20 protein-coding genes are annotated in these 25,167 nt (G+C 68.2%); 11 read left to right on the top strand and 9 right to left on the bottom strand.

Annotation, left to right across the window (positions count from 1 at the left end):
• Positions 1-208 precede the first annotated feature (208 nt).
• Entirely contained in the window at positions 209-2,239 is a 2,031-nt protein-coding gene (locus AC07X5_RS20615) for a PhoX family protein (RefSeq protein WP_494771636.1), read from the top strand.
• 105 nt (positions 2,240-2,344) lie between these two features.
• Here the strand turns inward: AC07X5_RS20615 and AC07X5_RS20610 are convergent, their stop codons facing one another.
• The 4 genes from AC07X5_RS20610 to AC07X5_RS20595 all read right to left on the bottom strand — a co-directional run bounded on the left by AC07X5_RS20610 (position 2,345) and on the right by AC07X5_RS20595 (position 5,560).
• Positions 2,345-3,193 carry a FecR family protein gene (locus AC07X5_RS20610; RefSeq protein WP_494771635.1) on the bottom strand — a complete coding sequence of 283 codons (849 nt, stop codon included), beginning with the start codon at positions 3,191-3,193 and terminating at the stop codon, positions 2,345-2,347.
• Positions 3,156-3,989 carry a BPSS1780 family membrane protein gene (locus tag AC07X5_RS20605; protein WP_494771634.1) on the bottom strand — a complete coding sequence of 278 codons (834 nt, stop codon included), beginning with the start codon at positions 3,987-3,989 and terminating at the stop codon, positions 3,156-3,158. The genes AC07X5_RS20610 and AC07X5_RS20605 overlap by 38 nt, the downstream gene beginning before the upstream one ends.
• 178 nt (positions 3,990-4,167) lie before the next feature.
• On the bottom strand, positions 4,168-5,121 hold the full coding sequence (locus AC07X5_RS20600) for a homoserine kinase (protein ID WP_494771633.1): 954 nt from the start codon (positions 5,119-5,121) through the stop codon (positions 4,168-4,170).
• A gap of 79 nt (positions 5,122-5,200) precedes the next feature.
• Positions 5,201-5,560, bottom strand: coding sequence for a hypothetical protein (locus tag AC07X5_RS20595; protein ID WP_494771632.1), 360 nt, complete (start codon positions 5,558-5,560; stop codon positions 5,201-5,203).
• A 75-nt stretch (positions 5,561-5,635) separates the two neighbouring features.
• Here AC07X5_RS20595 and polA point away from each other — a divergent pair, with 75 nt between their 5' ends.
• Both polA and AC07X5_RS20585 read left to right on the top strand, forming a co-directional pair.
• Positions 5,636-8,455, top strand: a complete 2,820-nt coding sequence (polA, locus tag AC07X5_RS20590; protein WP_494771631.1) for a DNA polymerase I — start codon at positions 5,636-5,638, stop codon at positions 8,453-8,455.
• Positions 8,456-8,496: 41 nt separating this feature from the next.
• Positions 8,497-9,426, top strand: coding sequence for a LysR family transcriptional regulator (locus AC07X5_RS20585; protein WP_494771630.1), 930 nt, complete (start codon positions 8,497-8,499; stop codon positions 9,424-9,426).
• 7 nt (positions 9,427-9,433) lie between these two features.
• Here the strand turns inward: AC07X5_RS20585 and AC07X5_RS20580 are convergent, their stop codons facing one another.
• Entirely contained in the window at positions 9,434-10,645 is a 1,212-nt protein-coding gene (locus AC07X5_RS20580) for a D-amino acid dehydrogenase (protein ID WP_409963919.1), read from the bottom strand.
• A gap of 236 nt (positions 10,646-10,881) precedes the next feature.
• Between AC07X5_RS20580 and AC07X5_RS20575 the strand changes: the two genes are divergently transcribed.
• From AC07X5_RS20575 to AC07X5_RS20560, 4 genes are all read left to right on the top strand, one after another.
• Positions 10,882-11,772, top strand: coding sequence for an amino acid ABC transporter substrate-binding protein (locus AC07X5_RS20575; protein ID WP_494771629.1), 891 nt, complete (start codon positions 10,882-10,884; stop codon positions 11,770-11,772).
• A 15-nt stretch (positions 11,773-11,787) separates the two neighbouring features.
• Positions 11,788-12,558 carry an aspartate/glutamate racemase family protein gene (locus AC07X5_RS20570; protein ID WP_494771628.1) on the top strand — a complete coding sequence of 257 codons (771 nt, stop codon included), beginning with the start codon at positions 11,788-11,790 and terminating at the stop codon, positions 12,556-12,558.
• A gap of 123 nt (positions 12,559-12,681) precedes the next feature.
• Entirely contained in the window at positions 12,682-13,578 is an 897-nt protein-coding gene (locus AC07X5_RS20565) for a dienelactone hydrolase family protein (RefSeq protein ID WP_494771627.1), read from the top strand.
• 168 nt (positions 13,579-13,746) lie between these two features.
• Positions 13,747-14,580 carry a ZIP family metal transporter gene (locus AC07X5_RS20560; RefSeq protein ID WP_409963925.1) on the top strand — a complete coding sequence of 278 codons (834 nt, stop codon included), beginning with the start codon at positions 13,747-13,749 and terminating at the stop codon, positions 14,578-14,580.
• Between the two features lie 56 nt (positions 14,581-14,636).
• Here the strand turns inward: AC07X5_RS20560 and AC07X5_RS20555 are convergent, their stop codons facing one another.
• Positions 14,637-15,386, bottom strand: a complete 750-nt coding sequence (locus tag AC07X5_RS20555; protein ID WP_409963927.1) for a LytR/AlgR family response regulator transcription factor — start codon at positions 15,384-15,386, stop codon at positions 14,637-14,639.
• A complete protein-coding gene (locus AC07X5_RS20550; protein WP_494771626.1) occupies positions 15,383-16,558 on the bottom strand; it encodes a sensor histidine kinase in 1,176 nt (391 codons plus the stop codon). The genes AC07X5_RS20555 and AC07X5_RS20550 overlap by 4 nt, the downstream gene beginning before the upstream one ends.
• Before the next feature lie 51 nt (positions 16,559-16,609).
• Between AC07X5_RS20550 and argH the strand changes: the two genes are divergently transcribed.
• The 4 genes from argH to AC07X5_RS20530 all read left to right on the top strand — a co-directional run bounded on the left by argH (position 16,610) and on the right by AC07X5_RS20530 (position 21,692).
• Positions 16,610-18,079: an argininosuccinate lyase gene (gene argH / locus AC07X5_RS20545; RefSeq protein ID WP_494771625.1), complete on the top strand. Its 1,470-nt coding sequence runs from the start codon at positions 16,610-16,612 to the stop codon at positions 18,077-18,079.
• 121 nt (positions 18,080-18,200) lie between these two features.
• Positions 18,201-19,187, top strand: coding sequence for a Bug family tripartite tricarboxylate transporter substrate binding protein (locus tag AC07X5_RS20540; protein WP_494771624.1), 987 nt, complete (start codon positions 18,201-18,203; stop codon positions 19,185-19,187).
• A gap of 33 nt (positions 19,188-19,220) precedes the next feature.
• Positions 19,221-20,684 (top strand): diguanylate cyclase domain-containing protein, encoded by a 1,464-nt coding sequence (locus AC07X5_RS20535; RefSeq protein WP_494771623.1) that lies wholly within the window; start codon positions 19,221-19,223, stop codon positions 20,682-20,684.
• A 147-nt stretch (positions 20,685-20,831) separates the two neighbouring features.
• On the top strand, positions 20,832-21,692 hold the full coding sequence (locus tag AC07X5_RS20530) for an SGNH/GDSL hydrolase family protein (protein WP_494771622.1): 861 nt from the start codon (positions 20,832-20,834) through the stop codon (positions 21,690-21,692).
• Between the two features lie 10 nt (positions 21,693-21,702).
• On the opposite strand, the gene opgC is transcribed toward AC07X5_RS20530, so the two are convergent.
• Together opgC and AC07X5_RS20520 are read right to left on the bottom strand one after the other, a co-directional pair.
• Positions 21,703-22,959: an OpgC domain-containing protein gene (gene opgC, locus AC07X5_RS20525; protein ID WP_494771621.1), complete on the bottom strand. Its 1,257-nt coding sequence runs from the start codon at positions 22,957-22,959 to the stop codon at positions 21,703-21,705.
• A 12-nt stretch (positions 22,960-22,971) separates the two neighbouring features.
• On the bottom strand, positions 22,972-25,080 hold the full coding sequence (locus AC07X5_RS20520) for a catalase (protein WP_494771620.1): 2,109 nt from the start codon (positions 25,078-25,080) through the stop codon (positions 22,972-22,974).
• Between the last annotated feature and the right edge of the window lie 87 nt (positions 25,081-25,167).

Below are 25,167 nucleotides of genomic sequence, written 5' to 3'. Positions count from 1 at the left end.
GGCAGTGCCCGGCCGCCTGGCTGCTCTCTTGGTGCGCGATAGTAAGAACACTGTGTGACAGGCATTTGACGGGGCCGTGGCGGGCCTGCGGCGCGCGTCACCGAATCGCCCTGCGAGCCGAATGCTCTTGCGTCACGGATCGGTCATATGCGATTCCTAGACTGCGCACTCCCCATGACTTACCAACACACCGAGGAGTGCGGCTCTCATGAGCAAATCTATTTCTGACAAGGTCGTTCGCAACGACGCTGGCAACACCCCGTTCAGTGCCATCCTGGATGTCCAACTGTCACGCCGCACTGTCACACGTGGTGGCCTGAGCGCGGCGCTGGCGCTGCTGACCGGCACCAGCCTGTCCGCCTGCGGCGGCAGCGACGATGAGCCGCTGAAGCTGGGCTTCACTTCCCTGGCCAACTCCATGACCGACGCCTGCGTGGTGCCTCCAGGCTACGTGGCCCAGGTGCTGGGCGCCTGGGGCACGCCGCTGAACGACAGCGCTGCCGAATGGGACCGCGACGGCAAGAACACTTCGCGCGACCTGCTCAACTCCACCGGCATGCACCACGACGGCATGCACTACTTCCCGCTTGACGGCAGCTCCACCGAAGGCCTGCTCGTGGTCAACCACGAGTACATCGACGAGAAGGCCCTGCACCCCGCCGGCCCGACCACGGTGAACAACAAGCGCCCCGCCGAGGAAGTGCGCAAGGAAATCAACGCCCACGGCGTGGCTGTGATGCATATCCGCAAGACCGGCACGGCCTGGGCCATCGTCAAGAATTCGCGCTACAACCGCCGCTTCACCTCGGCCACGCCCATGGCCATCAACGGCCCGGTCGGTGGCACCGACTGGGTCAAGACGCCGTACTCGCCCACGGGCACCGTGGTGCGCGGCACCAACAACAACTGCGGCAACGGCACCACGCCCTGGGGCACCTACATCACCGCCGAAGAGAACTGGGCCGCCTGCTTCGTCAACACCCAGGCGTCGACCCAGCCAGCGCACCAGGTGCGCGTGGGCGTGCCCACCTCCGCCGGCCGCTACAAGTGGGAAACCGCTGCCGGCGACGCCACCGAAGTGGCAGGCGAGTTCTCCCGCTTCAACGTGACCCCCGGCGGCACCAGCGCCCTCAACGACTGGCGCAATGAAGTCAACGGATTCGGCTACCTGGTCGAGATCGACCCCTACAACCCCGACAGTGTGGCCACCAAGCGCACGGCCATGGGCCGCTTCGCGCACGAAGGCGCGGCCTACGGCAAGCCAGAAGCCGGCAAGCCGCTGGCGTTCTACAGCGGCGACGATTCGCGTTTCGAGTACATCTACCGCTTCGTGTCGGACGCCAACTGGGACCCTGCCGACGCACGCCGTACCGACCGCCTGGCCGTGGGCAACAAGTACCTGGACAAGGGCACGCTGTATGTTGCGCGCTTCAACGAAGACGGCACGGGCACCTGGCTGCCGCTGACGTTGGCCGCCGTGGGCAAGGACGGCACGCGCCTGGGCGACAAGTACAAGACCATCGAAGAGATCCTGATCAACACCCGCGCCGCGGCCGACTTCATGGGCGCCACGCCCATGGACCGCCCCGAGTGGACGGCCGTGCACCCGTCCAACGGCGATGTGTACGTGACGCTGACCAACAACACCAGCCGCAATGCCACCACGGGCGTGAACGCCGCCAATCCGCGCCTGAACAACGCCAACGGCCACATCGTGCGCTGGCACGACACGCCCAACGCGAACACCTTCAAGTGGGAGATCTACGTGTTCGGTTCGGACGCTGGTGCTGCTGCCGACACCAACCGCTCGGGCCTGACGGCGCTGAACCAGCTGGCCAGCCCCGATGGCCTGGCTTTCGACGACCGCGGCATCATGTGGATCCAGACCGACAACGGCATCGACGGCGGCCGCAACAACGCGGTGGCCCGTGCGACCAACGACCAGATGCTGGCCGTGATCCCCGGCGCCATGACCACCGACAGCAAGGGCACGGGCCCGGTCATCAATGCCCAGAACCAGGGCGACCTGCGCCGCTTCTTCGTGGGCCCGAACGAAGCCGAAATCACCGGCTTTGCCTACACGCCGGACTACAAGACCATCTTCCTGAACATCCAGCACCCGGTGAACTGGCCCGCCTATGGCACCAGCGACGCCACGGCGCTGCCTTCGGGTACCGTGCGTCCCCGCTCCTCCACCGTGGTGATCCAGAAGGCCGACGGCGGCCAGATCGGGGTGTAAGGCAGGCCAGCCAGGCCCGGCGCTCGCCCGGGCCAGGGCCTGCCCGAAGGCTGCCACGCTCCGGCGTGGCAGCCTTTTTTCATGGGCGTGCGCGCGCGGCTGGCTTCAGTAGTCGGAGCCGTAGGGCGAGGGGGCTGGCGCGCGCGGGCGCGGTGCAGGCGCTGCACCGGGCGATGCCGCGCCCCGGGGTTGCGAGGCCGTGCCCGCACCGGGCGCTTCGGGGTAGCCGTAGCCGCCGATCTGCCCGCCGCCATCCTTGCTGCCCTTGCGCCCGGCGATCTGCCAGGCCGTGCGCTGGTCCACGAGCCGGGCCAGGAACTCGAGCTCCTCGTCGGTGTGGTTGATGGCGCCGGCCGGCGTCAGCATGCGGCCGTTGCGCGGTGCGACCTCGGCCCAGAAGGCCTGGTGGTAGGAGGCGCGGCTCACGACGGACTCGCCGCCCCCCGCCGCGATGTCCACCGTGCCGTAGCAGTTGCAGAAGTAGCTGCGGAAATCCTGCTCTGGAAACACTTCGGCATACACCCCCGTGCCGCGGATGCCGGCCGTGGCCGTGGGCATGACCACCTGGCGCTCGCTGCCGCGTCCCCAGACGCTGGCGACGGCACCGGTCAGCAGGCGCAGCACCTTCACCGCCGTGGGGGTGTCGCCCTCGAGCGCCATGCGCGTGTTCTGGCGCACCATGAAGGCGTCGTTGCCGACGGTGAACACCACGCTGGAATCCGGGCCGGTTTCGATCCGGTCGCCGGCGCCGATGCTTTCACCTGCAGCCAGGGCCTGGCCGTTGCGGCGCACGTCACCACGCATCTCCACCACGTTGCGGTTCTGCTGGGCGTGCACCGCGCTGATGCCGCCGGCCGCCGTCCAGGCCGCCGCAGCCTGCAGCAGGCTGCGCCTCTGGTACCAGACGACTTCGTCCTCAGTGCGGCCCTGGAGCTGGTGCTGGCTGTTCGTCATGGGATTCTTCCGATGAAGGTTTGGCAGGCGGTTCGAAGCAGTCGCGGAACGTGAAGACGATGGAGGTGAAGAACATGGCCGCCAGCATCATGGCCGTGCCGACCATGACGCCGCTGGCGGCCGCGCCCAGGCCGGCCAGGGCAATCAGGCCCGAGGCCAGGGCCACCAGCACGCCGGCCAGGAGGAACACCCCCATCCAACCCAGGCCGAACACGAAGAAGGCGCCGAAGTTGCGCACGCAGGCCACCAGGCTGAAGAACAGGGCCTTCACGGGAGGGATGCCATGCCAGTGCACCAGCCCCGGCGCATGCCAGAAGGTCAGCGACAGCGGCAGGTAAAGCAGCATCGACAGCCACATGGCGGCCTGGAACGCGCCGTTTTCGGCCACTTCGCGCTTGAGCGGGGTGCCGCCCAGATAGACACTGGCGAACAGGCCGCCATCGATCAGCGCCGACAGCCCCATGATGGAGAGAAAGCCCACGGCGTACAGGGCACCCAGCACCAGCATGTCGCGCAGGCGCTGCTGGCCGGTGCGAAACGCCACCAGCAGCACGGAGGGCGTGGGAAAGCGCCCCATCGTGGTCTCGGCCGCCGCCACCATCATGGCCAGCGTGGCCGAAGGCAGCAGGGCCAGTGCGATGACCGTGCCCACCAGGGGCACCAGGCTGGCCAGCGACATGGCGGCCATGGTCATGAAGAACAACGCCGCCAGCGCCATGGGTTGGCGCCAGAACGACCGGATGCCGAGCTGTACCCAGGTCATGCCGGTGCGGGCGGGGACGATGTTGAGTTTCATGGGGACAAAGGGCTGCTCAGGACAACGGCCCGTGTGCTCGGGCCTGGCAATGGGGTGGGGGAGACAATGCCGAATTTACCCCAGCCCACCATGGCCGGGGTCGCATGGGGGCTTGCGAAAGCCCTCGCAGCGTGACATTCCTCGCGGAATGCCGGTCCATGGGTCGATTGGGGAGCGTTCAGCCCGCGTGCACCGGCTGGGCCACGCGAGAGCGCAGCACGCGCTCGAAGTGCGTCGGGTCGTGCGGTTTGAGCATGGAAGCCTCGCGCGGCAGGTAGAAGTCCCACAGTCGCGAGATCCAGAAACGCAGCGCCCCGGCGCGCAGCATGGCCGGCAGCAGTTCGCGCTCGGCCGCCGTGAGCGGGCGCACGGCCTGGTAGGCGTCCAGCATGCGCCGGGCGCGCTCGGGGTCGTGCGCTCCGGTGGGCAGGTCGATGCACCAGTCGTTCAGGCACACGGCCAAGTCGAACAGCCAGGTATCCACGCCGGCGAAATAGAAGTCGAAGAAGCCGGTGAGCTCTTCCCGGTCGAACATCACGTTGTCGCGGAACAGGTCGGCATGCACCGGGCCGGTGGGCAAAGCGGCATAGGCCGAGGAGGCGGCCACGTGGTTCTGGTAGGCCAGCTCCGAGCGCAGCAGCGCCGCCTGGCTGGCGTCGATGTGCGGCAGCACCACGGGCACGGTCTCGTTCCACCAGGGCAGGCCGCGCAGGTTGGGCTGGTGGCGGTCGTAGTTGCGCCCGGCCAGGTGCATGCGCGCCAGCATGCTGCCCACCGCGGCGCAGTGCACCGGGCCGGGGGCGAGCTGGCTTTTGCCGCGCAGCTTGCTCACCACGGCGGCCGGCTTGCCGCACACCGTGTGCAGGATGTCGCCGTTCTTGTCGCCGCGCGGGTCGGGTACGGGCACGCCGCCGTGCGCCAGGTGCTTCATCAGGTGCAGGTAGAAGGGCAGTTGCGCGGCCGTGAGGCGCTCGAACAGCGTCAGCACGAACTCGCCCTGGTCGCTGGTCAGGAAGTAGTTGGTGTTCTCGATCCCGCCTTCGATGCCGCGCAGTGCGACCAACTCGCCGAGGTTCAGGCGGCGCAGCAGTGCGCTCGCCTCTTCGTTGGAGACTTCAGTGAAAACGGCCATCGCAGAGCAGGGAAAGTGCGGGAAAAGGGGCGAAACAGGGGGGCTGCGCGCACCGCGCGCGGGTGCCAACCAGCGGGCGTCAGAACTTCAGCACGTTCCAGACCCGGGGGCCGGTGTTGGTCTCGGCACCGTTCAAGGCGCCGGTGCGGCCGCGTGCGCCATCGGGCGACTGCACTTCGTAGGCGGGCATGTTGCCGGTCTTGGGCTGCACGTTGATGCTCTGCGTCTGGCCGCCCACGCGCAGTTCATCGACGCGGCTGCCTGCGTCCTCGATCTGGATGCGTTCGGTGCGCTGGTTGGTGCGCCCGGACAGGGATTCGGGCGTGGTGAGCGCCTCGCCTTGCCGGGGGGCGCCCGCAGGGGCATTCTGGCCCGGAGTCTGGGCCAGTACGGGGCCGCAGGCCAGGGCCAGCAGCAGGGAGAGGTGAACAGCGCGCATGGCCCGATTGTAGAGCGCCCCGGGCACCGGTGGTGCAGGGGTGGTTTGGGGCTTTGGCCGTGCACAATGGCCCCCATGAGCAATAAAAAGACCCTGGTGCTGGTGGACGGCTCCAGCTACCTGTACCGCGCCTACCATGCCATGCCCGACCTGCGGGCCGTGCCGGGCGACCCCACGAGCGCGGCCACGGGCGCCATCCGCGGCATGATCAACATGATGCAGGCCCTGCGCAAGGAAGTGCACGCCGACTATGCCGCCTGCATCTTCGACGCCAGCGGCCCGACCTTCCGCGACGAGATCTACCCCGAGTACAAGGCGCAGCGCGCGCCCATGCCCGACGACCTGCGTGCGCAGATCGAGCCCATCCACGATGTGGTGCGCATGCTGGGCTGGACGGTGCTGGCCATTCCCGGGGTGGAAGCCGACGACGTGATCGGCACCCTGGCGGTGACCGCCGCCACCCAGGGCATCGACGTGGTGGTCTCCAGCGGCGACAAGGACCTGTCGCAGCTGGTGGACGAGCACATCACCATCATCGACACCATGAACGGCAAGCGCCGCGACGTGGCCGGCGTGACCGCCGAGTTCGGCGTGCCCCCGCACCTGATGGTGGACTACCAGACCCTGGTGGGCGATGCCGTGGACAACGTGCCCGGTGTGCCCAAGGTGGGGCCCAAGACAGCCGCCAAGTGGCTCATGGAGTACGGCTCCCTGGCCGAACTGGTGGCACGCGCCGGCGAGATCAAGGGCGTGGCTGGCGAGAACCTGCGCAACACTTTGGACTGGCTGCCCACCGGGCGCAAGCTGGTGACCATCCGCACCGATTGCGATCTGGTCGAACACATCGTGGGGCTGCCCGCGCTCGATGCCATCGCGATCGGCGAGCAGCAGGTCGACGGTCTGCGCGAGTTCTATGAAAAATACGGTTTCAAGGGCCTGGCACGCTCGCTGGGCGCTGCGGCCGAGCCCGTCGCCGCCGATGCTGCCCCGGCGCCGCGCAAGAAGGCCGGCGACACGGATACGGCCGACCTGTTCGCCGAGCCATCGGCCGACGCAGAAGGCACACCGGCGGCCGCCGACAAGCCGGCGCGCAACGCGCGCTACGAGACCATCCTGACCTGGGACCAGTTCGACCGCTGGCTGGCCACGTTGCATGTGGCACCGCTGACGGCGCTCGATACCGAAACCACCTCGCTCGACGAGATGCGCGCCGAGATCGTGGGCATCAGCTTCAGCGTGGAGCCGGGCGCGGCCGCCTATGTGCCGCTGCGCCACGAGGGGCCTGATGCCCCCGCACAGCTGCCGCTGGACGAGGTGCTGGCGCGCCTCAAGCCCTGGCTCGAAGACCCACGCCACGCCAAGCTGGGCCAGCACATCAAGTACGACCGCCACGTGTTCGCCAACCATGGCATCGAAGTGCAGGGCTATGCGCACGACACCATGTTGCAGAGCTACGTGCTCGAAGTGCACAAGCCCCATGGCCTGGCCAGCCTGGCCGACCGGCACCTGGGACGCAGTGGCATCAGCTACGAAGACCTGTGCGGCAAGGGCGCGCACCAGATCCCATTTGCCCAGGTGGACGTGGCCAAGGCCGCCGAATACTCGTGCGAAGACTCCGACCAGACCCTGGACGTGCACAAGGCCCTGTGGCCGCTGCTCGAAGCCAACGAGAAGCTGCGCTTCATCTACGACCTGGAGATGGCCAGCAGTGAAGCGCTGTACCGCATCGAGCGCAATGGCGTGCTGATCGACGCACCCACCCTGGCCAACCAGAGCCATGAACTGGGCCAGCGCATCCTGCAGCTCGAAACCGAGGCCTACGAGATCGCGGGCCAGCCCTTCAACCTGAGCAGCCCCAAGCAGCTTGGCGAGATCTTCTTCGACAAGCTGGGCATGCCCGTGGTCAAGAAGACCGCCACCGGCGCGCGCAGCACCGACGAAGAGGTGCTCGAAAAGCTGGCCGAAGACTACCCGCTGCCGGCCAAGCTGCTGGAGCACCGCGGTCTGGTCAAGCTCAAGGGCACCTACACCGACAAGCTGGCCCAGCTGGCGTTGCCGCGCACGGGCCGGGTGCACACCCACTATGCGCAGGCGGTGGCCGTCACCGGGCGCCTGTCGAGCAACGACCCCAACCTGCAGAACATCCCCATCCGCACACCCGAAGGCCGGCGTGTGCGCGAGGCCTTCGTCGCACCCGCAGGCAGCGTGATCGCCAGCGCCGACTACTCGCAGATCGAACTGCGCATCATGGCCCACATCAGCGGTGACCATTCGTTGCTGCATGCCTTCCATGCAGGGCTGGACGTGCACCGCGCCACCGCGGCCGAGGTCTTCGGCGTGGCGGTGGACCAGGTCACCAGCGAGCAGCGCCGCTATGCCAAGGTCATCAACTTCGGCCTGATCTACGGCATGAGCAGCTTTGGGCTGGCCAAGAACCTGGGCATCGAGACCAAGGCCGCGGCCGCCTACATCGACAAGTACTTCCAGCGCTACCCTGGCGTCAAGCAGTACATGGACGAGACCAAGGCCGCCGCCAAGTCCATGGGCTATGTGGAAACCGTGTTCGGCCGCCGCCTGTACCTGCCCGAGATCAACTCGCCCAACGGCCCGCGCCGCAGCGGTGCCGAGCGCGCCGCCATCAACGCCCCCATGCAGGGCACGGCGGCCGACCTGATCAAGCTGGCCATGGTGGCGGTGCAGAAGGAACTCGACGCGCACAAGCCCCAGATCAAGATGATCATGCAGGTGCACGACGAACTGGTGTTCGAGCTGCCCGAGGGCGAGGTGGACTGGCTGCGCAGCCATGTTCCGCGCCTGATGGCAGAAGTGGCGGCGCTCAAGGTGCCGCTGCTGGCCGAGGTGGGTGTCGGCCCCAACTGGGACAAGGCACATTGAAGGGCCGTGGCGCTGGCGCGTTCGTTGCAAGGTAGATCAGCATGCGCCTGCGCCATATCGAAGTTTTTAACGCGGTGATGCTCACCGGCAGCGTCAGCGCTGCCGCGCGGCTCATCAATGTCACCCAGCCAGCGGTGAGCCGTATCCTCGCGCACGCCGAGCTGCAGCTCGGCTTCGCGCTGTTCCACCGCCTCAAGGGGCGGCTGGTGCCGACCACCGAGGCGCAGACCCTGTACCCGCACATCGAGCGCCTGTTCACCCAGCTCGACGATGTGCAGCGCCTGGCTGCCAGCCTCAAGGGCGATCGGCGCGAGGGCGAGCTGCACATCCTGAGCGTGCTGGCACTGAGCTACGAGGTGCTGCCACGTGCGCTGCGCAGCTTTCGCGCACTGCACCCGGACGTGGGCATCACCATCGAGGCGCTGCACTCGCCGCAGATCGTCTCGGCCCTGGTGCTGCAGGAGGCGGACGTGGGCTTCGTCTTCAGCTCCATCGCCCACCCCTCGCTGAGCCAGGAGCACATCGCCGATGGCTACATGGTCTGCGTGGCACCCAAAGGCATGCTGAACTCGGCGCTGGTGCAGGCGGGCAGCGTGCACCTGACGGACCTGGCGGACACGCCGGTGGTGCGCCTGGACGCGCGCGACCCCATCGGCACGGTGGTCAGCCACGCCTGCCGCGAGGCCGGTGTGGGCCTGCGCACGGCCATCACGGTGCAGACCTACCATGCTGCGCTGGCTCTGGCGCGCCATGGCCATGCCGTAGCGCTGGTGGATGCCTGCACGGCCGCCTCGGCCGACCGCAGCCAGGTGGACGTGCTGGCGCTGGCGCCGCACATCCCCGTGCCCATCCAGTCGCTGCGCACCGTCAACCGACCCGCTTCGCTGCTGGCCAGCGCCATGGCCGCCTGCATGCGCCAGGCCGTGGCCGAGACCATGGGCACCGCAGGCCTGCCCGGCCCTGCACCCTGAAGGGGTGTCAGCGCGCCAGCAGTTGGGCGACCTGTGCCGCCGTGCCGAAAGCCAGGGTGAAGCCCAGCGCACCGTGCCCGGTGTTGAGCACCAGATTGTCCGGCGCACCCGCGCGGTGGCCCACCACCGGCAGCCCGGTGGGGGTGGCCGGGCGCATGCCGGTCCAGGGCCGGGTGGCCGCGAAGTCGCTGCAGCGCGGGAACAGGGTGCGTGTGGCATCGCACAGGCTCTGGATGCGCTCGGGGGGGATGCGCGTGTCGTTTCCCACCAGCTCTGCCATGCCGGCCACGCGCAGGCGCTGGCCGATGCGCGCAAACACCACCTTGCGCGCCGCGTCGGTCACGCTCACACGCGGCGCCGCACCGGGTGCATCAATGGTATCGAGCGTGATGCTGTAGCCCTTGAGCGGATAGACCGGCAGGTACAGGCCCAACTGGCGGGCCAGGCCGTGGCTGGCGCTGCCCAGGGCCAGCACGAAATGCTCGGCCTCCACGTTCCCCTGGCTGGTGCGCACCGCGTGGATGCGGCCCTGTCTGGTGGCAAAGCCCTGGATCTCGGTGCCCAGCAGAAAGCGCACACCGCGGGCGGCGAGCAGGGCTTGCAGGCCTTGGCATACCTGCAGGCAGTCGGCCGCGCATTCGCTCTCGGTGTGGATGGCCCCGGCAATCCGGCCCTGGTAGTGGGCAAGGGCCGGCTCCAGCGCCATGCAGCGGTCGGCATCCACGGCCTCCTGCGCGCAGCCCAAGGCGCGCTGCAGTTCCATCTGCCGCTGGGCGGAGGCAAAGGCATCGGCGCTGCTGTACAGCACCAGCTTGCCAGTGGCCGAGAAATCGCAGGCCAGCCGCTCGGCCTGCAGCATGGCGTCGAAATGCCTGCGGCTCATTGCCGCCAGGCCCAGCAGCTCGGCCGTGCTGCGCGCCGAGGTATTCCGGTTGCAGGCCGCCAGGAACTGCAGGCCCCAGCGCCACTGGTGCAGGTCCCACTGCGGGCGCAGTGACAGAGGGGAGTCGGCCGCGAACAGCAGGCTGGGCAGCTGCCGCCAGATGCCCGCGTCGGCCAGGGGCTGCACATAGCTGTAGCTCAGTTGCCCGCCGTTGCCGCCGCTGGCCCCTTCGCCGGGCGCGCTCCGGTCGATCACCGTGACCTCCATGCCACGCTGGTGCAGCGCATACGCGGTGGCCAGTCCCACGATGCCTGCACCCAATACACAAACCTGCATGCTCTTTGCTTTGGTTGATTGCTCTGGCGGCCACTGTAGAAGCCCGCGCCGGTTTTGAACAATGCCGATGAGCACGGGGGCCATGACGGCAGGTTATGGGGCGGATATGCCCCAGGCATAACTTTCCGGCATGGCCTCCCCGGTGAAATGAATTGTTCAAAGCGGCGGCAAATTTCTACAGTGCGTTCACGCCTTGCCTTTTTCTTTCTCATTCACCTCCTCACGAAGGGATTTCCATGCGACTGTCCGCCACCACCCGTGCCGCCCTGCTGGCCACCGGCCTCCTGGCCTGTTCCATCGCCAGTGCCGACACGCTCAAGAAGATCGCCGACACCGGCAAGATCACGCTGGCCTACCGCGAATCGTCCGTGCCCTTCAGCTACCTGGCGGGCCCCGGCCAGCCTGTGGGCTTTGCGGTGGACATTTCCAATGCGGTGGCCGATGCGGTCAAGAAGCGGTTGAACAACCCCGCGATCAAGGTCGAGCTGCAGCCCGTCACCTCGCTCAACCGCATCCCCCTGGTGCAGAACGGTACGGTGGACCTGGAATGCGGCTCCACCACCAACAACAGCGTGCGCGGAAAGGATGTGCAGTTCGCCACCAACTACTTCTATACCGGCACGCGCCTCTTGACCAAGAAGACCTCGGGCATCAAGAACTTCAGCGACCTGGCCAAGCGCAAGATCTCCACCACCTCGGGCACCACCAACGCCCAGGTGGTGCGCAAGTACGACCGCGACAACAAGCTCGACATGGAGATCCTGATGGGCAAGGACCACGAGGATTCGCTGCTGCTGGTGGACACCGGCCGGGCCGATGCCTTTGCCATGGACGACATCCTGCTCTACGGCCTGATGGCCAATGCGCGCAACCCGGCCGAATGGGACGTGGTGGGCGATGCGCTGCAGGTCGAGCCCTACGCCTGCATGCTGCGCAAGGACGACCCGCAGTTCCAGGCCCTGGTCAACGGTGTCATCGGCGGCATGATGAAGTCCGGCGAGTTCGAGAAGCTCTACACCAAGTGGTTCATGTCGCCGATTGCACCGCGCGGCCAGAACCTCAAGCTGCCCATGGGCAAGGAGCTGCGCGACAACCTGTCGGCCCAGAGCGACAAGCCGGCCGTCTGAAGGGAGCCACCGAGCATGTTGTCGGCACGCCATCGCCCCGCCACGCAGACGGTGGGCATCCTGGGCGGCATGGGGCCCGCGGCGGGCGCGGACTTCGCGCGCCTGTTCGTGCAGGCCTGCGGCGAGCGCATGGCGCAGCTGGGCATCCCCGTGCACGACCAGGCCTATCCTGAGCACTGGCTGGCGCAGGTGCCCATTCCCGACCGCACGGCCGCACTGGGCGATACCCGCCCGGGTGCGCACCAGCCGGCCGAACCCATGCTGCAGGCCACCGGCCGCCTGGCAGCGCTGGGGGCCCGTGCGGTTGCCATCGCCTGCAACACGGCCCATGCCTGGCATGGGCTGTTGCAGCAGCGCTTTCCCCAACTGGTGGTGCTGCATGGCGTGCAGGAGGTGGTGGCTGGCCTTGCGGCACACCAGGTGCGCAGCGTGGGCCTGCTGGCCACGCGCGGTGCCTATGACGCGGGCCTGTACCAGGGCGATCTCGGGCGTGCAGGCATCGCGTGCCACCTGCCCACCGATGCCGAGCGCGAGCGGCTGATGCAAGGCATTTACGACGGCGTGAAGGCCGGCGACTATGCGCTCGCGCGGGATCGCTTCGAGTCGGTCGCACTCGCTCTGCAGCAGCGCCACGGCATCGCCACCCTCGTCATGGGCTGCACGGAGATCCCCCTGGCGCTGTCCGAAGGGCCTGCACTGCCGGGCATGGTGCTGGTCAACCCGTCGGCCGTGCTGGCAGCGGCACTGGCGCGGCAGGCCTACGTGGACGCCTTGCCCGGCGGTTGAGCCCAGGCGGCTGCCCGGGCATGCCCATTGCCCGCTGCTGCCTTTGGGAGCGCTCTGGCAGTGTTCCTCTAAACCCCCTAGACTGCGCGCTCGCCTTGTTCCCTTTTCTCCTGGAGATCAACGATGCTGAGCGACGACCACCGACTGGATACCGAGGCCCTGGTGCCCGGCCGCACCACCGAAGCCGGCGCCACGCGCCGCCTGGCCCTGCAGACGGCCCTGGGCCTGGGCTATGCCGCCGCGGCCACGCCGCTGATGGCGCAGACGGCCATCGCCACTCCGGCCGACGGCCTGACCGCCGGCGAGGTCAGCTTCACCGTGGGCGGCTTCAAGGTGCCGGCCTACCGCGCAGCGCCGGAAGGCAAGACCAACCTGCCCGTGGTGCTGGTGATCCAGGAGATCTTCGGTGTGCACGAATACATCGCCGACACCTGCCGCCGCTTCGCCAAGGCCGGCTACCTGGCCATCGCCCCGCAGCTCTATGCGCGCCAGGGCGATCCTTCCAAGTACACCGAGGCCGCCAAGATCACCGCCGAAATCGTCTCCAAGGTGCCCGACGCCCAGGTGATGGCCGACCTCGACGCCGCCGTGGCCTGGGCCACCGCCAATGGCGGTGACGCCGCGCGCATCGGCATCACCGGCTTTTGCTGGGGTGGCCGCATCACCTGGCTGTATGCGGCGCACGGCCCGGTCAAGGCCGGCGTGGCCTGGTACGGCCGCCTCGTGGGCCAGGCCAGCGACCTCACGCCCAAGCACCCGGTGGAGATCGCCCCCATCCTCAAGGCGCCGGTGCTGGGCCTGTACGGTGAAAAAGACACCGGCATCCCCCTTGACACGGTTGATAAGATGAAAACTGCCCTGGCCGGTGGCACCGCCGCCGCCAAGGCTTCGGAATTCGTGGTGTACCCCGATGCGCCGCACGCGTTCCATGCCGACTACCGCCCCAGCTATCGCAAGGAAGCGGCCGATGATGGCTGGAAGCGTGCGCTGGCCTGGTTCAAGGCGAACGGCGTCGTCTGACCGAGCGCTCTCCTACAATCAGCCGCCCCTGCCTTCAGGGGCGGCTTTTTTCACGCCGATGCAGGCCGGCCCCCGAAAGGGATGGCCTTGCGCCGGACCGAGCCCGTGGTGCCCCCCGATTGACATAAGAACCCATACCTATCGCTCAATGGACGGTCACATACAGCTATGACTCTGATAGCAATCATCCTCGCCACCCTGGCTGCCGGGATCGGCAGCGTGTGGCTGGCCGCGCTGCTGATGCGCCTGGGCCTTGGCGGGCGTTCCGACAGCGTGGGCCCCCAGCACCTCCTGAGCCTGGCGGCCGGCGCTTTGCTGGCCACCGCCTTCATGCACCTTTTGCCCGAGGCCTTCGAGAGCCAGGCCGGCGCGCACGACCTGTTTGCCACGCTGCTGATCGGCGTGGTGTTCTTCTTTCTGCTCGACAAGGCCGAGCTCTGGCACCATGGGCATGAGCACAGCCACGCGGCGCCCGCCACGGAGCACGACCACGACCATGCAGGCCACGATCATGGGCATGGTCACCACCACCATCACCATGGCGCTCCCCGCGCCGGCGGCTGGGCCGTGCTCACGGGCGACAGCGTGCACTGTTTCGGTGATGGCATCCTGATCGCGTCGGCCTTCATGGCCGATATCCGGCTGGGCATGATCGCTGCCGTGTCGGTGCTGGCGCACGAAGTGCCGCACCACATGGGCGATCTGGTGGTGCTGCGCCAGACCAGCCCCAACCGGCGCATGGCCCTGGTCAAGGTGTCGCTGGCGGGGGCCGTCACGGCGCTGGGCGGCATCGTGGGCTATTTCCTCGTGGGGCAGCTGCAGGACCTGCTGCCGTACTTCCTGGCCGTGGCATCGAGCAGTTTTGTCTACGTCGCCCTGGCCGACCTGATTCCCCAACTGCAAAAGCGCCTCTCCGCGCGCGAGACCGTGGCCCAGGTCGCCTGGCTGATCGCCGGCATGGTGATCGTCACCTTGGTCAGCGGTGCGGCCCATGGGCATTAGGGCCTGTTAACACCAATTTCGGGGATCGCGTTGCCCGAAATTGGTGTGAACAGGCCCTAGCGCGCCAGCTCCTCGCGCACGGCGGCCACCTGCCGGCGCGAGACAGTGAGCAGCTCCGTCATGCCCTGAAGGCGCACGGCCCAGCCGTCGCCTTCCTCCGGGTCGTAGTGCTTCTCCAGCGCGCGCACGGCGCGCCGGGCCACCAGGGCATTGCGGTGGATGCGCAAAAAGCGCGTGGGGTAGCGCGCCTCCAGCTCGCTCAGGGCGCCGTCCATGATGTAGCTGCGCGTGGCGGTGCGCACCGTCACGTACTTCTGCTCGGCCTTGAAATACAGCACCTCGGCCAGCGGCAGGCGCTCGGTGCGGCCCCGGTCCTGGATCACCAGGGCCTCGCCATCGGCGGCCGAAGGGGCTGCCGGGGTGTGGGTGGGACGGGTGGTGCGCTGCACCTTGGCCAGGGCCTGCTGCAGGCGTTCGCGCCGCACCGGCTTGGTGAGGTAGTCCACGGCATCGAGCTCGAAGGCATTCACCGCATGGTCGGCATGGGCCGTCACGAAAACCACGGCCGGCGGGCGCGCCAGGGCCTGCAGCGCATGCGCCAGGCCCAGGCCATCCTGGCCGGGCATGTGGATGTCGAGCAGCACCACGTCGAAGGCGCTGCCGCCGGTGGGGCCGAGCAGGGCCATGGCCTCGCCGGCATTGCCGGCCTCGGACACCGTGGTGTGCAGGGTGTCGGCGCAGTCGCCCAACAGGGTGCGCAGGCGGCTGCGGGCCAGGGCTTCGTCGTCAACGATCAGGATGTTCATGGCGCGGCATTGCGGGTTGGGGCGGAGGAGGGGGATGGCGACGCGGCCGGCCGTCCAGGGCTGCGGGGGCGGCTGGCCACGCGGGCCGGCCGGTCCTGCACGGGCAGGGTGATGCGCACCTGGTACAGGCCGTCGAGCACGCCGGCCGTGAATTCGCCCTGCACGTCGTGCAGCAGGGCCAGGCGCGCGCGCACGTTGGCCAGGGCGATGCCGTGGCCGCGCGGCACGTCGTGGTAGCGGATGTCGGTAGCGGGCAGGGTGTTGGTGATGCGCACCACCACGCGGTTGCCGCGCAGCTCGGTCATCACCTTGAGCTTGCCGCCCCGCGGGCTGGGCTCCACGCCATGCTTGACCGCGTTTTCCACCAGCGGCTGCAGCAGCAGGGGCGGCAGTCGGGCGCTGTCGGTGCGCGGGTCCAGGCTCCACTGCACCTGCAGGCGCTTGCCGAAGCGCACCTCCTCGATGCCCAGGTAGCGGCGCGCGAGGGTGATTTCCTCGCCCAGCGTGGTCGACTCTCCCTGCTCGACGAGCGCCACGCGGAACAGGTCGCTCAGGTCTTCGAGCAGTGACTCGGCCTTGGCGGGCTCCTTGCGCACCAGCGCGATGGCGCTGTTGAGGGTGTTGAACAGAAAGTGCGGGCGGATGCGCGACTGCAACTCGGTCAGGCGTGCCGTGGTGGCCGCCGGCGTGCGGCCCCGCGCGCGCAGCACCAGGGCTGCGACCAGCAGGGCCGAGAGCAGGGCGCCGGTGGCGGCGCTGGCCACCCAGGGCGAGCGTTCGGCCACGCCGGCCAGCGTGAGCATGGCGCAGGCGTACAGCCCCGCCAGCGCACCGAGCGTCACGCCGGCCGCGTACTGCTGGCCGGTGCCCAGGCCCTGCAGCACGGTCTTCAGGCTGCAGGCGGTGATCAGCCAGGCCAGGGTGGCCGGCAGGGCGCCGCCCGTCACCAGGGCCACGCTGGCCAGCCACTCGGCGGGATCGCGGGCGCCGAACAGGGTGCCCACGCCCACCACCACCTCGACGAACAGCACGGCCCGCAGCACCACGCCGACCTGGCAGGCGTCGAACACCAGCGCCCTTCCGGCAGCGGGTGGACCGCTGCGCGAAGGGCCTCTGGGCGTGCCCGATTCGGCCTCGGGAGGCTGGGTCGATAAAATTTGCGTGTTTTGCATTGCGGCATCCGGATGTTCCGGGTGTCAGAACTACCGGATTATTGCCCTCCCATGTCCAACAGCCAAGCCAACAGCGTGCCGTCCGCGCCCTCCCACAACCAGCTCGACACCAAGGCCCAGGCCTGGTCGGCGCTTTTTTCGGAGCCCATGAGCGACCTGGTCAAGCGCTACACCTCCAGCGTGTTCTTCGACAAGCGCCTGTGGCAGGCCGACATCGCCGGCAGCCTGGCGCATGCCGAGATGCTGGCCGCGCAGGGCATCATCAGCGCCAACGACCACGCCGACATCCAGCGCGGGATGGCGCAGATCGCCTCGGAGATCGAGTCCGGCGGCTTTGAATGGAAGCTCGACCTCGAGGACGTGCACCTGAACATCGAGGCGCGCCTGACCCAACTGGTGGGCGATGCCGGCAAGCGCCTGCACACCGGCCGCAGCCGCAACGACCAGGTGGCCACCGACGTGCGCCTGTGGCTGCGCGGCGAGATCGACCTGATCGCCGACCTGCTCAAGGAGCTGCAGGTGTCGCTGGTGGACGTGGCCGAGCAGAACGTGGAAGTCATCCTTCCGGGCTTCACCCACCTGCAGGTGGCCCAGCCCGTGAGCTTTGGCCACCACATGCTGGCCTACGTGGAAATGTTCGCCCGCGACGCCGAGCGCATGGCCGACGTGCGCCGCCGCGTCAACGTGCTGCCCCTGGGCTCCGCCGCCCTGGCCGGCACCACCTACCCGCTGGACCGCGAGCGCGTGGCGCGTACCCTGGGCATGGAAGGCGTCTGCCAGAACAGCCTGGACGCCGTGAGCGACCGCGACTTCGCCATCGAGTTCACCGCGGCAGCCAGCCTGTGCATGGTGCACGTGAGCCGCCTGAGCGAAGAGCTCATCATCTGGATGAGCCAGAACTTCGGTTTCATCCGCATCGCCGACCGCTTCACCACCGGCAGCTCCATCATGCCGCAGAAGAAGAACCCCGATGTGCCGGAGCTCGCGCGCGGCAAGACCGGCCGTGTGGTCGGCCACCTGATGGGCCTGATCACCCTCATGAAGGGCCAACCCCTGGCCTACAACAAGGACAACCAGGAAGACAAAGAACCGCTGTTCGACACCGTGGACACGCTCAAGGACACGCTGCGCATCTTCGCCGAGATGGTCGGTGGCCAGCTGAACCCCGCCACGGGCAAGAAGGAGGGCGGCATCACCGTCAACGCCCCCGCCATGGAGCAAGCCGCGCTCAAGGGCTATGCCACCGCCACCGACCTGGCCGACTACCTGGTCAAGAAGGGCCTGCCCTTCCGCGATGCGCACGAAACCGTGGCCCACGCTGTGAAGGCCGCCGTATCGCACCAGGTGGACCTGTCGGAATTGCCGCTGGCCGTGCTGCAGGGCTTCCACCCGCAGATCGAGAAGGACGTGTTCGACGCGCTGAGCCTGCGCGGCTCGCTCAATGCGCGCAACACCCTGGGCGGTACCGCGCCGGCCCAGGTGCGAGCCCAGCTGGCACGCCACCGCGCGCGCCTGGGCTGAGCCCCGGCTGGGCGTGCTTCTTGCATAGCGATGGTGCCGCCCACCGGCGGCGCATGACAGCGCAGCGGCGTGCGGCTACGATCCTCGCCTGTTGCATCTGATTACCTGTTGGAGCCCTCGCATGACACCGTCCCGCCGCCGCCTTTTCGTGAATACCCTGCGCACCGGTGCGCTGCTCCTGGGCCTTGCGGCCGCGGGCCTGGCATCCGCCCAGCCCAAGCCGATCCGGCTGCTGGTGGGCTTTCCCGCTGGGGGCGGCACCGACGCCATCGCGCGCACCCTGGCCGACAAGCTCAAGGACGAGCTGGGCACGTCGGTGGTAGTGGAGAACAAGCCTGGGGCGGGCGGCCAGATCGCGGCCCAGACGCTCAAGGCCGGCCCGGCGGATGGCACGGTGTTGTTTCTGACCCACGACCACACCATCTCCATCCTGCCCCAGGTCGTGAAGAACGCCGGCTTCGACCCTGCGCGTGACTTCATCCCCGTGGTCGGCATCGCAACCTTCGTGAATGCCTTCGCGGTCTCGGGCGGCACGCCCGCCAAGTCGTTCAATGAATACGTCACCTGGGTCAAGACCGCCGGTGGTGGCAAAGGTGCGGTGGGCATTCCCGCGCCGGCATCCACCCCTGAATTTCTCGTGAAACTGGTCGGCGGCAAGTTCGGCATCGACCTGGTGTCGGCCCCCTACCGCGGCAGCGCGCCCATGATGGCCGACATGCTGGGCAACCAGATCGGCGCCGGCGTGGCCTCCATCCCCGACTTCATCGAGAACCACAAGGCCGGCAAGGTGCGCGTGGTGGCCGTGCTGGGCAAGAACCGCCAGGCCGCCATGCCCGATGTGCCGACCTTCGACGAACTGGGCCTCAAGGGCTTCGAGGACCTGCCGTACTACGGCATCTATGCGCCCACGGGCACGCCGCAGAAGTTCGTCACGGACTTCTCGAACGCCGTGGCCAAGGTGATCGCCATGCCCGAGGTGCGCGACCACCTCACCGCCATGGGCCTGACCGTGGGGCACATGTCGCCCACACAGTTCGCCGCGCGCGAAAAGGCCTACACCGCCGCCTGGACCAGGATCATCAAGGATACCGGCTTCGTGGCCCAGTAGTCCCGTCTGCGCAGGCCGGCTCCTACCTCCCCTATGCCCACCGCCCGCCTGCCAGCGCACTGGCTGCAGTCCCGCTTCCTGCCCTTGCTGGTGGGGCTGGTCAGCGGCGCGCTGGCCATGCTGCTGGCCTGGCTGGTGATCGGCATCTCGCACACCAAGGCGCGCACCGAGGTCGTGGCCCGCGCGCAAAGCCATCTGCTCGAAATCCGTGACCGGCTGGACCGCCAGCTGCAGAGCACGCTGTCGGTGCCCGAGACGGTTGCTGCCTTCGTGGCGGCGCAGGGCCATATGTCACCCGAGATCTTCGCCACGGTGGTGGGGCGGCTGCTGGAGAGCCAGCGCAACATCCGCAACCTGGCGCTGGCGCCGGACAATGTCATCAGCGACGTCTACCCGCGCCTGGGCAACGAGAAGGCCCTGGGCTTGCGCTACCTGGACAACCCGCAGCAACGCAGCGCGGTGGAGCGCGCCATCCAGACCCGGCGCACGGTGGTGGCCGGCCCCATCCCGCTGGTACAGGGCGGGCTGGGCATCGTGAGCCGCACGCCGGTGTTCCTGCCGGTGGCACCGGGCACCACCGGCGTGGCCGAGCCGCGCTACTGGGGCATCGTCTCGCTGGCCGTGAATGCCGACACGCTGTTCACCGACGTGGGACTCCATGCCGACCAGATGGGCTTCCAGGTGGCCGCGCGCGGCCTCGATGCCATGGGTGCCCAGGGCGCGGTGTTCGTGGGCCGGGCCGGTCTGTTCGATGAAAAGCCGGTCACGCTCGACGTGCCCTTGCCCGGGGGCGGCAGCTGGATCCTGGGCGCCGTGCCGGTGGGCGGCTGGGGGGCCGCAGGCGGCGCACCCACGCTGATCGTGGCGCTGTCCTATGTGTTCGCACTGCTCCTGGGCCTGCTCACCGCCTGGCTGGTCCGCGCGCACCAGCAGGTGCTGGCGCTGGCCAGCCACGACCGCCTGACCGGCCTGCCCAACCGCCGCCTGTTCGAGGACCGGCTGTCGCAGGCCGTGCTTGCCGCCTACCGCGACCGCCGTGCCGGGGCGCTGCTGCTGATCGACCTGGACGGTTTCAAGTCCATCAACGACACCAAGGGCCATGGCTGCGGCGACCAGGTGCTGGTGCGCGTGGGCCAGCGGCTGGCGGGCCTGGCGCGGGCCAATGACACGGCGGCCCGCCTGGGGGGCGACGAATTCGCGCTGGTGCTCAACGCGGTGTCGTCGCCCGAGGCCGCGATGGAGGTGGCCCAGCGCGTGATCGCCGACATGGGGGCGCCGATCGGGCTGGACAACGGGGAACATGTGGCCATTGGCGCCAGTGTGGGTGTCGCCGTGTTCCAGGGCGATGCGGCCGAACCCCTGCCCGCGCTCATCGACCGGACCGACCAAGCCCTCTACGCCAGCAAGCGCGGCGGCAAGGGCATGGCCACGCTGGCAGCGTCGGCCGATTTGCATACCTACAGCACCCAGACGCTCAACGGTCCCGCCCAGCGCTGAATCCATCCGAGCGGATGGTGCAGGTGCAACAGCTGGATGGTGCTGCAGCCAGCCGGGAGGAATGTGTAAAAACAGGTGGCCTGGACCGTGAAATTCCTGAAAATGGCGCCACTTAATGATGATGTGCCACTTCCTGGATTGGTCACGATGAAGAAGTTTCCACGCCTTTCCAAGCTGGCCCGGCGCCTGGCGCTGTCCGGGCTGCTGGTGTCGGGTTCGGCTGCGGTGCACCCGGCGCCCGCCGTTGGTGCCGGGTTGGCGCCCGGACACAAGACTACACAGTCGTCCGCTTCGCACTACGCGCGCTGGCAGGCCAGCATGGATGCCTTTGCCGCATCCGACAAGGCCCAGGCACCGGCCGAGGGCGGCGTGCTCTTCGTGGGCAGCTCCACCATCCGCCTGTGGGCCCAGTTGCCCCAGGATTTCCGCGACGTGCCGGTGCTCATCAACCGCGGCTTCGGCGGTTCCACCATGGCCGACTGCCAGTACTTCGTCAAGCAACTGGTGCTGCAGTACCGGCCGCGTCAGGTGTTTGTCTACGCGGGTGACAACGACCTGGCCGAAGGCCGGTCTCCGCAGCAGGTGCTCGAAAGCTTCGAAGGCTTTGTCGCCGCCGTGCGCGCCGAGCTGCCCGACACCCGCATTGCCTACATCTCCATCAAGCCCAGTCCCCTGCGCGCCGAGCTGATGCCCAGGGCGCGCGAGGCCAATGCCCTGCTGGCGGAGTATGTGCGCACCTTGCCCAACAGCGACTACATCGACATCTTCACGCCCATGCTGGGGATGGATGGCGCCCCCCGGGCCGAACTGTTCGGCCCCGACCGGCTGCACATGAGCGATGCCGGCTACCGGCTGTGGCGCTCTGTGATCGCCGATTACGTGGGGCGCGGCCAGGCCACCCTGCAGGCCGGCGCAGACAAGCCAGCGAAGAAGGGCGTGGACACACCCACCGCAGCGCCGGTGGCCATTCCCGCGGCTGCCGCCGTCCAGGTCAGCACCGGGCGTTGATGCGCCCGGCTCAGCCCGGTATGGGGTTGGCCTTGGTCTGATCGTGCGGGGCCGGCTGCACCGCTGTGCGGGCAGGCGCGGGCGCGGGTGGATACATCGGCGGGCGCCTCTGGCCGGGCGCCAACATGGCCGGTGGCGTGGTGTCCTCCTTCTGGTGCCGTTCCAGCCACAGGGTCGCGCGCGCCACCGCATGGAGCACCGCGAACGAGGCTGCCAGCAGTGCCAGGTCGGTGCCCCAAGGGCGGTCGTACTTTGCCCCCAGTCCCACCAGCACCACCAGCACCAGCACCAGGTGCGCGCAGAACACCGGCAGCGAGGCCGAGCCCAATGTCTCCAGCCAGCGCTGGCGCGGCATGCGGGCTGCCAGGCGGGGGCCGTAGTGGATGGTGAGCAGCACCAGCACGAACACATTGATCATGCGCATGGGCCCCAGCGCCCATTTGTCGAACCAGGGGTTGAATACGGCGTAAGGTCCCTCGGGGTGGAAGGGAATCTGGCCGACCAGATGCCGCCAGCCCATCAAGAAGAGGGCCAGGGCCAGCGCCGCCAGTACCGACCAGCGCGGGAAGGCAAAGGCTGGCGCGTTCGGATCGTTGCGCGTGGCGCCCATCCACAGCCCCAGCATCCACAGGAACTGCCAGCTCCACATCACGAAGGCCCCGGTCTCGTTGAAGGGCACGGGCAGCGGCACCAGGGCGCTCACCCCGTCGTACACCCAGCGTGAGAGCCCGAACTGCGCCAGCAGCCACACCAGCCCGCTCACAGCCATCACCGGGCGCCAGCCCCAGACGAAGGCGATGACCATCACCCAGGGGCTGGCCAGCATGAAGAGCACGTACAGCGGCAGGATGTCCAGCAACGGCGGCTCATAGAGCAGCAGCAAGCCGCCCACCAGGGCTGTGAACGGCTGCTTGACGTAGAAGTTCAGCAGATCCACCACCGCCGGCTGCTCGATGCGGATGCCGATGAAGGCGATCACCGTGAACAGGAACAGCAGCAGCGCCGCGTGGCAGGAGTAGATCTTCAGCGCCCGGCGCCAGAAGGCATGGTGCATCTCCGCCACGCTCTTGCGCCAGGCCACCCGGCCATAGACCATGCCCGCCATGTAGGCCGACAGCAGCACGAAGCCTTCCGCCGCGGAGACGTAGCCGAAAGGCTGGCCCAGGGGTGACGTGAGCCGCGTGGGCAGGTGCGTCACCGTCATCAGCAGCAGCATCAGCCCCCTGACGGCATCGATCTCCCAACTGCGGGCGCTGGCGGGGGGCATGGCAGTGGTGCCTCAGGCGAGGGTACGCACTTTCGGCTCGCGGTCCCACTGGCGCGTCTGCGCGGCCGCGATGAAGGCCTTGCTGTCCTTGGGATCTACCACGCCTGCGTCGGGCTCCACGCCGCCCGCCTGCAGGATCGCGCGCGTGCCTTGGCATGCGGCAATCGCCTTGAGGTGACCGAAGGCATCGCGGAACCAGTCCACGGCTGCGGCCTCGCGCGCCAGCTTCTGCCCCATCTCTGGCGACAGGATGGAAGCCACGGCATCGAACACCGTGGACGGCGTGCCGGCCAGCTGGCCATCGGCCGGCAGGCGGCTGCCATCGTCCATCACAGCGCCGCCCACCTTGGGCGCGACGATCTTCACCGTGGCGCCGGCTTTCTCGATGGCCTTGCGCAGCGCGGCCACCGATTTGGCGTTGGAGCCGTCGTCCACCAGCAGGCCCACGCAGCGGCCCTCCAGCGTGGGCTTCATGCGGTCGATGATGCGCAGTGCAGGCGACAGCGGCAGGTCCTGGGGCTTGACGGCCGCCGGTGGCTTGGGCGGCATGGCTTCCATGCCCAGGCCATCGGCCACACGCTGGGCCAGGGCAGCATCCACATGCTGCAGATGGCCCACCACGGCCTCGCGCACATGCACCGTGGCCACCTTGGAGAGTTCGAACACGATGGCCGAGGCGATGTGCGATTGCTCCAGCTCGCTCTGGCTGCGAAAGAACATGCGCGCCTGGCTGTAGTGGTCGGCAAAGCTCTCGGCCCGGATGCGGCCCTTGGCGCCTTCGTCAGCCGGTTCGGCAAAATGCCGGAAGCCCTGCGCCAGCGATGCGCGCGGCGTATCGCCCTGCAGGCTGCTGGGCTCGTAGTTCACACGGCCCTTGGGCACATTCATCTGCATGTGGCCGTCGCGCTGCATGTTGTGGAATGGGCACTTGGGCGCATTCACCGGGATCTGCGCGAAATTGGGCCCGCCCAGGCGCGACAGCTGCGTGTCCAGGTACGAGAACAGCCGACCCTGCAGCAGCGGGTCGTTCGAGAAATCCACGCCCGGCGGCACGTTGGCCGGGCAGTAGGCCACCTGCTCGGTCTCGGCAAAGAAGTTGTCGGGCCAGCGGTTGAGCACCATGCGGCCGATGGTCTTGAGCGGCACCAGCTCCTCGGGAACGAGCTTGGTCGGATCCAGGTGGTCGAAGGGGAAGGTGGCCGCTTCTTCCTCGGTGAACAGCTGCACGGCGAAGTCCCATTCAGGGTAGTTGCCGGCCTCGATGGCCTCGAAAAGGTCGCGCCGGTGGAAATCGTTGTCCGCCGCCTGCAGCTTCACCGCCTCGTCCCACACCGTGGACTGGATACCCAGCCTGGGCCGCCAGTGGAACTTCACGAAGGTGCTTTGGCCCTCGGCGTTGATGAGCCGGAACGAGTGCACGCCAAAGCCTTCCATCGTGCGCAGGCTGCGCGGAATGGTGCGGTCGCTCATGGCCCACATCACCATGTGCAGGGTTTCGGGCATCAGCGAGACAAAGTCCCAGAAGGTGTCGTGCGCGCTGCCGGCCTGCGGGTAGCCGCGGTCAGGCTCCATCTTCACGGCATGCACGAGGTCGGGGAACTTCATCGCGTCCTGGATGAAAAACACCGGGATGTTGTTGCCCACGATGTCCCAGTTGCCCTCCTGCGTGTAGAGCTTCACGGCGAAGCCGCGCACGTCGCGCGGCGTGTCCACCGAGCCGGCACCGCCGGCCACGGTGGAAAAGCGGGTGAACACGGGCGTCTGCACGCCCACTTCGGTGAGCACGCGGGCGGTGGTGTATTTCTCCAGCGATTCGGTCAGCTCGAAATAGCCGTGCGCCGCCGTGCCACGGGCATGGACGATGCGCTCGGGAATGCGCTCATGGTCGAAGTGCGTGATCTTCTCGCGCAGGATAAAGTCTTCGAGCAGCGTGGGGCCGCGCGGCGTGCTGCGCAGCGAATTCTGGTTGTCGGCGATCGGTATGCCCAGCTGGGTGGTCATGACCGGGTGCGCGCCGCCTGCCTGTTGTTGCAATTCGTCACCATTTCCGCGCTGCTCGGTGGCAGTGGGGAATGGACGTGTCTTGGCCGCAGGGCTGCGGCTGGCGGGGGATTTGGCCATGGATTCTCCGAGATGGGTGGTGCGGGTGGGTTCTCCTCCCATCTTTCTGCGGTGCTGCCCGCAAGCGGGTAGGACCATGAGCCGTTT

The sequence above is a fragment of the Acidovorax sp. GW458-11-26-14-TSB4 genome, from assembly GCF_059423865.1.
The sequence above is the reverse complement of the archived record's forward strand: the minus strand, read 5'-3'. Positions and strand labels throughout refer to the sequence as shown.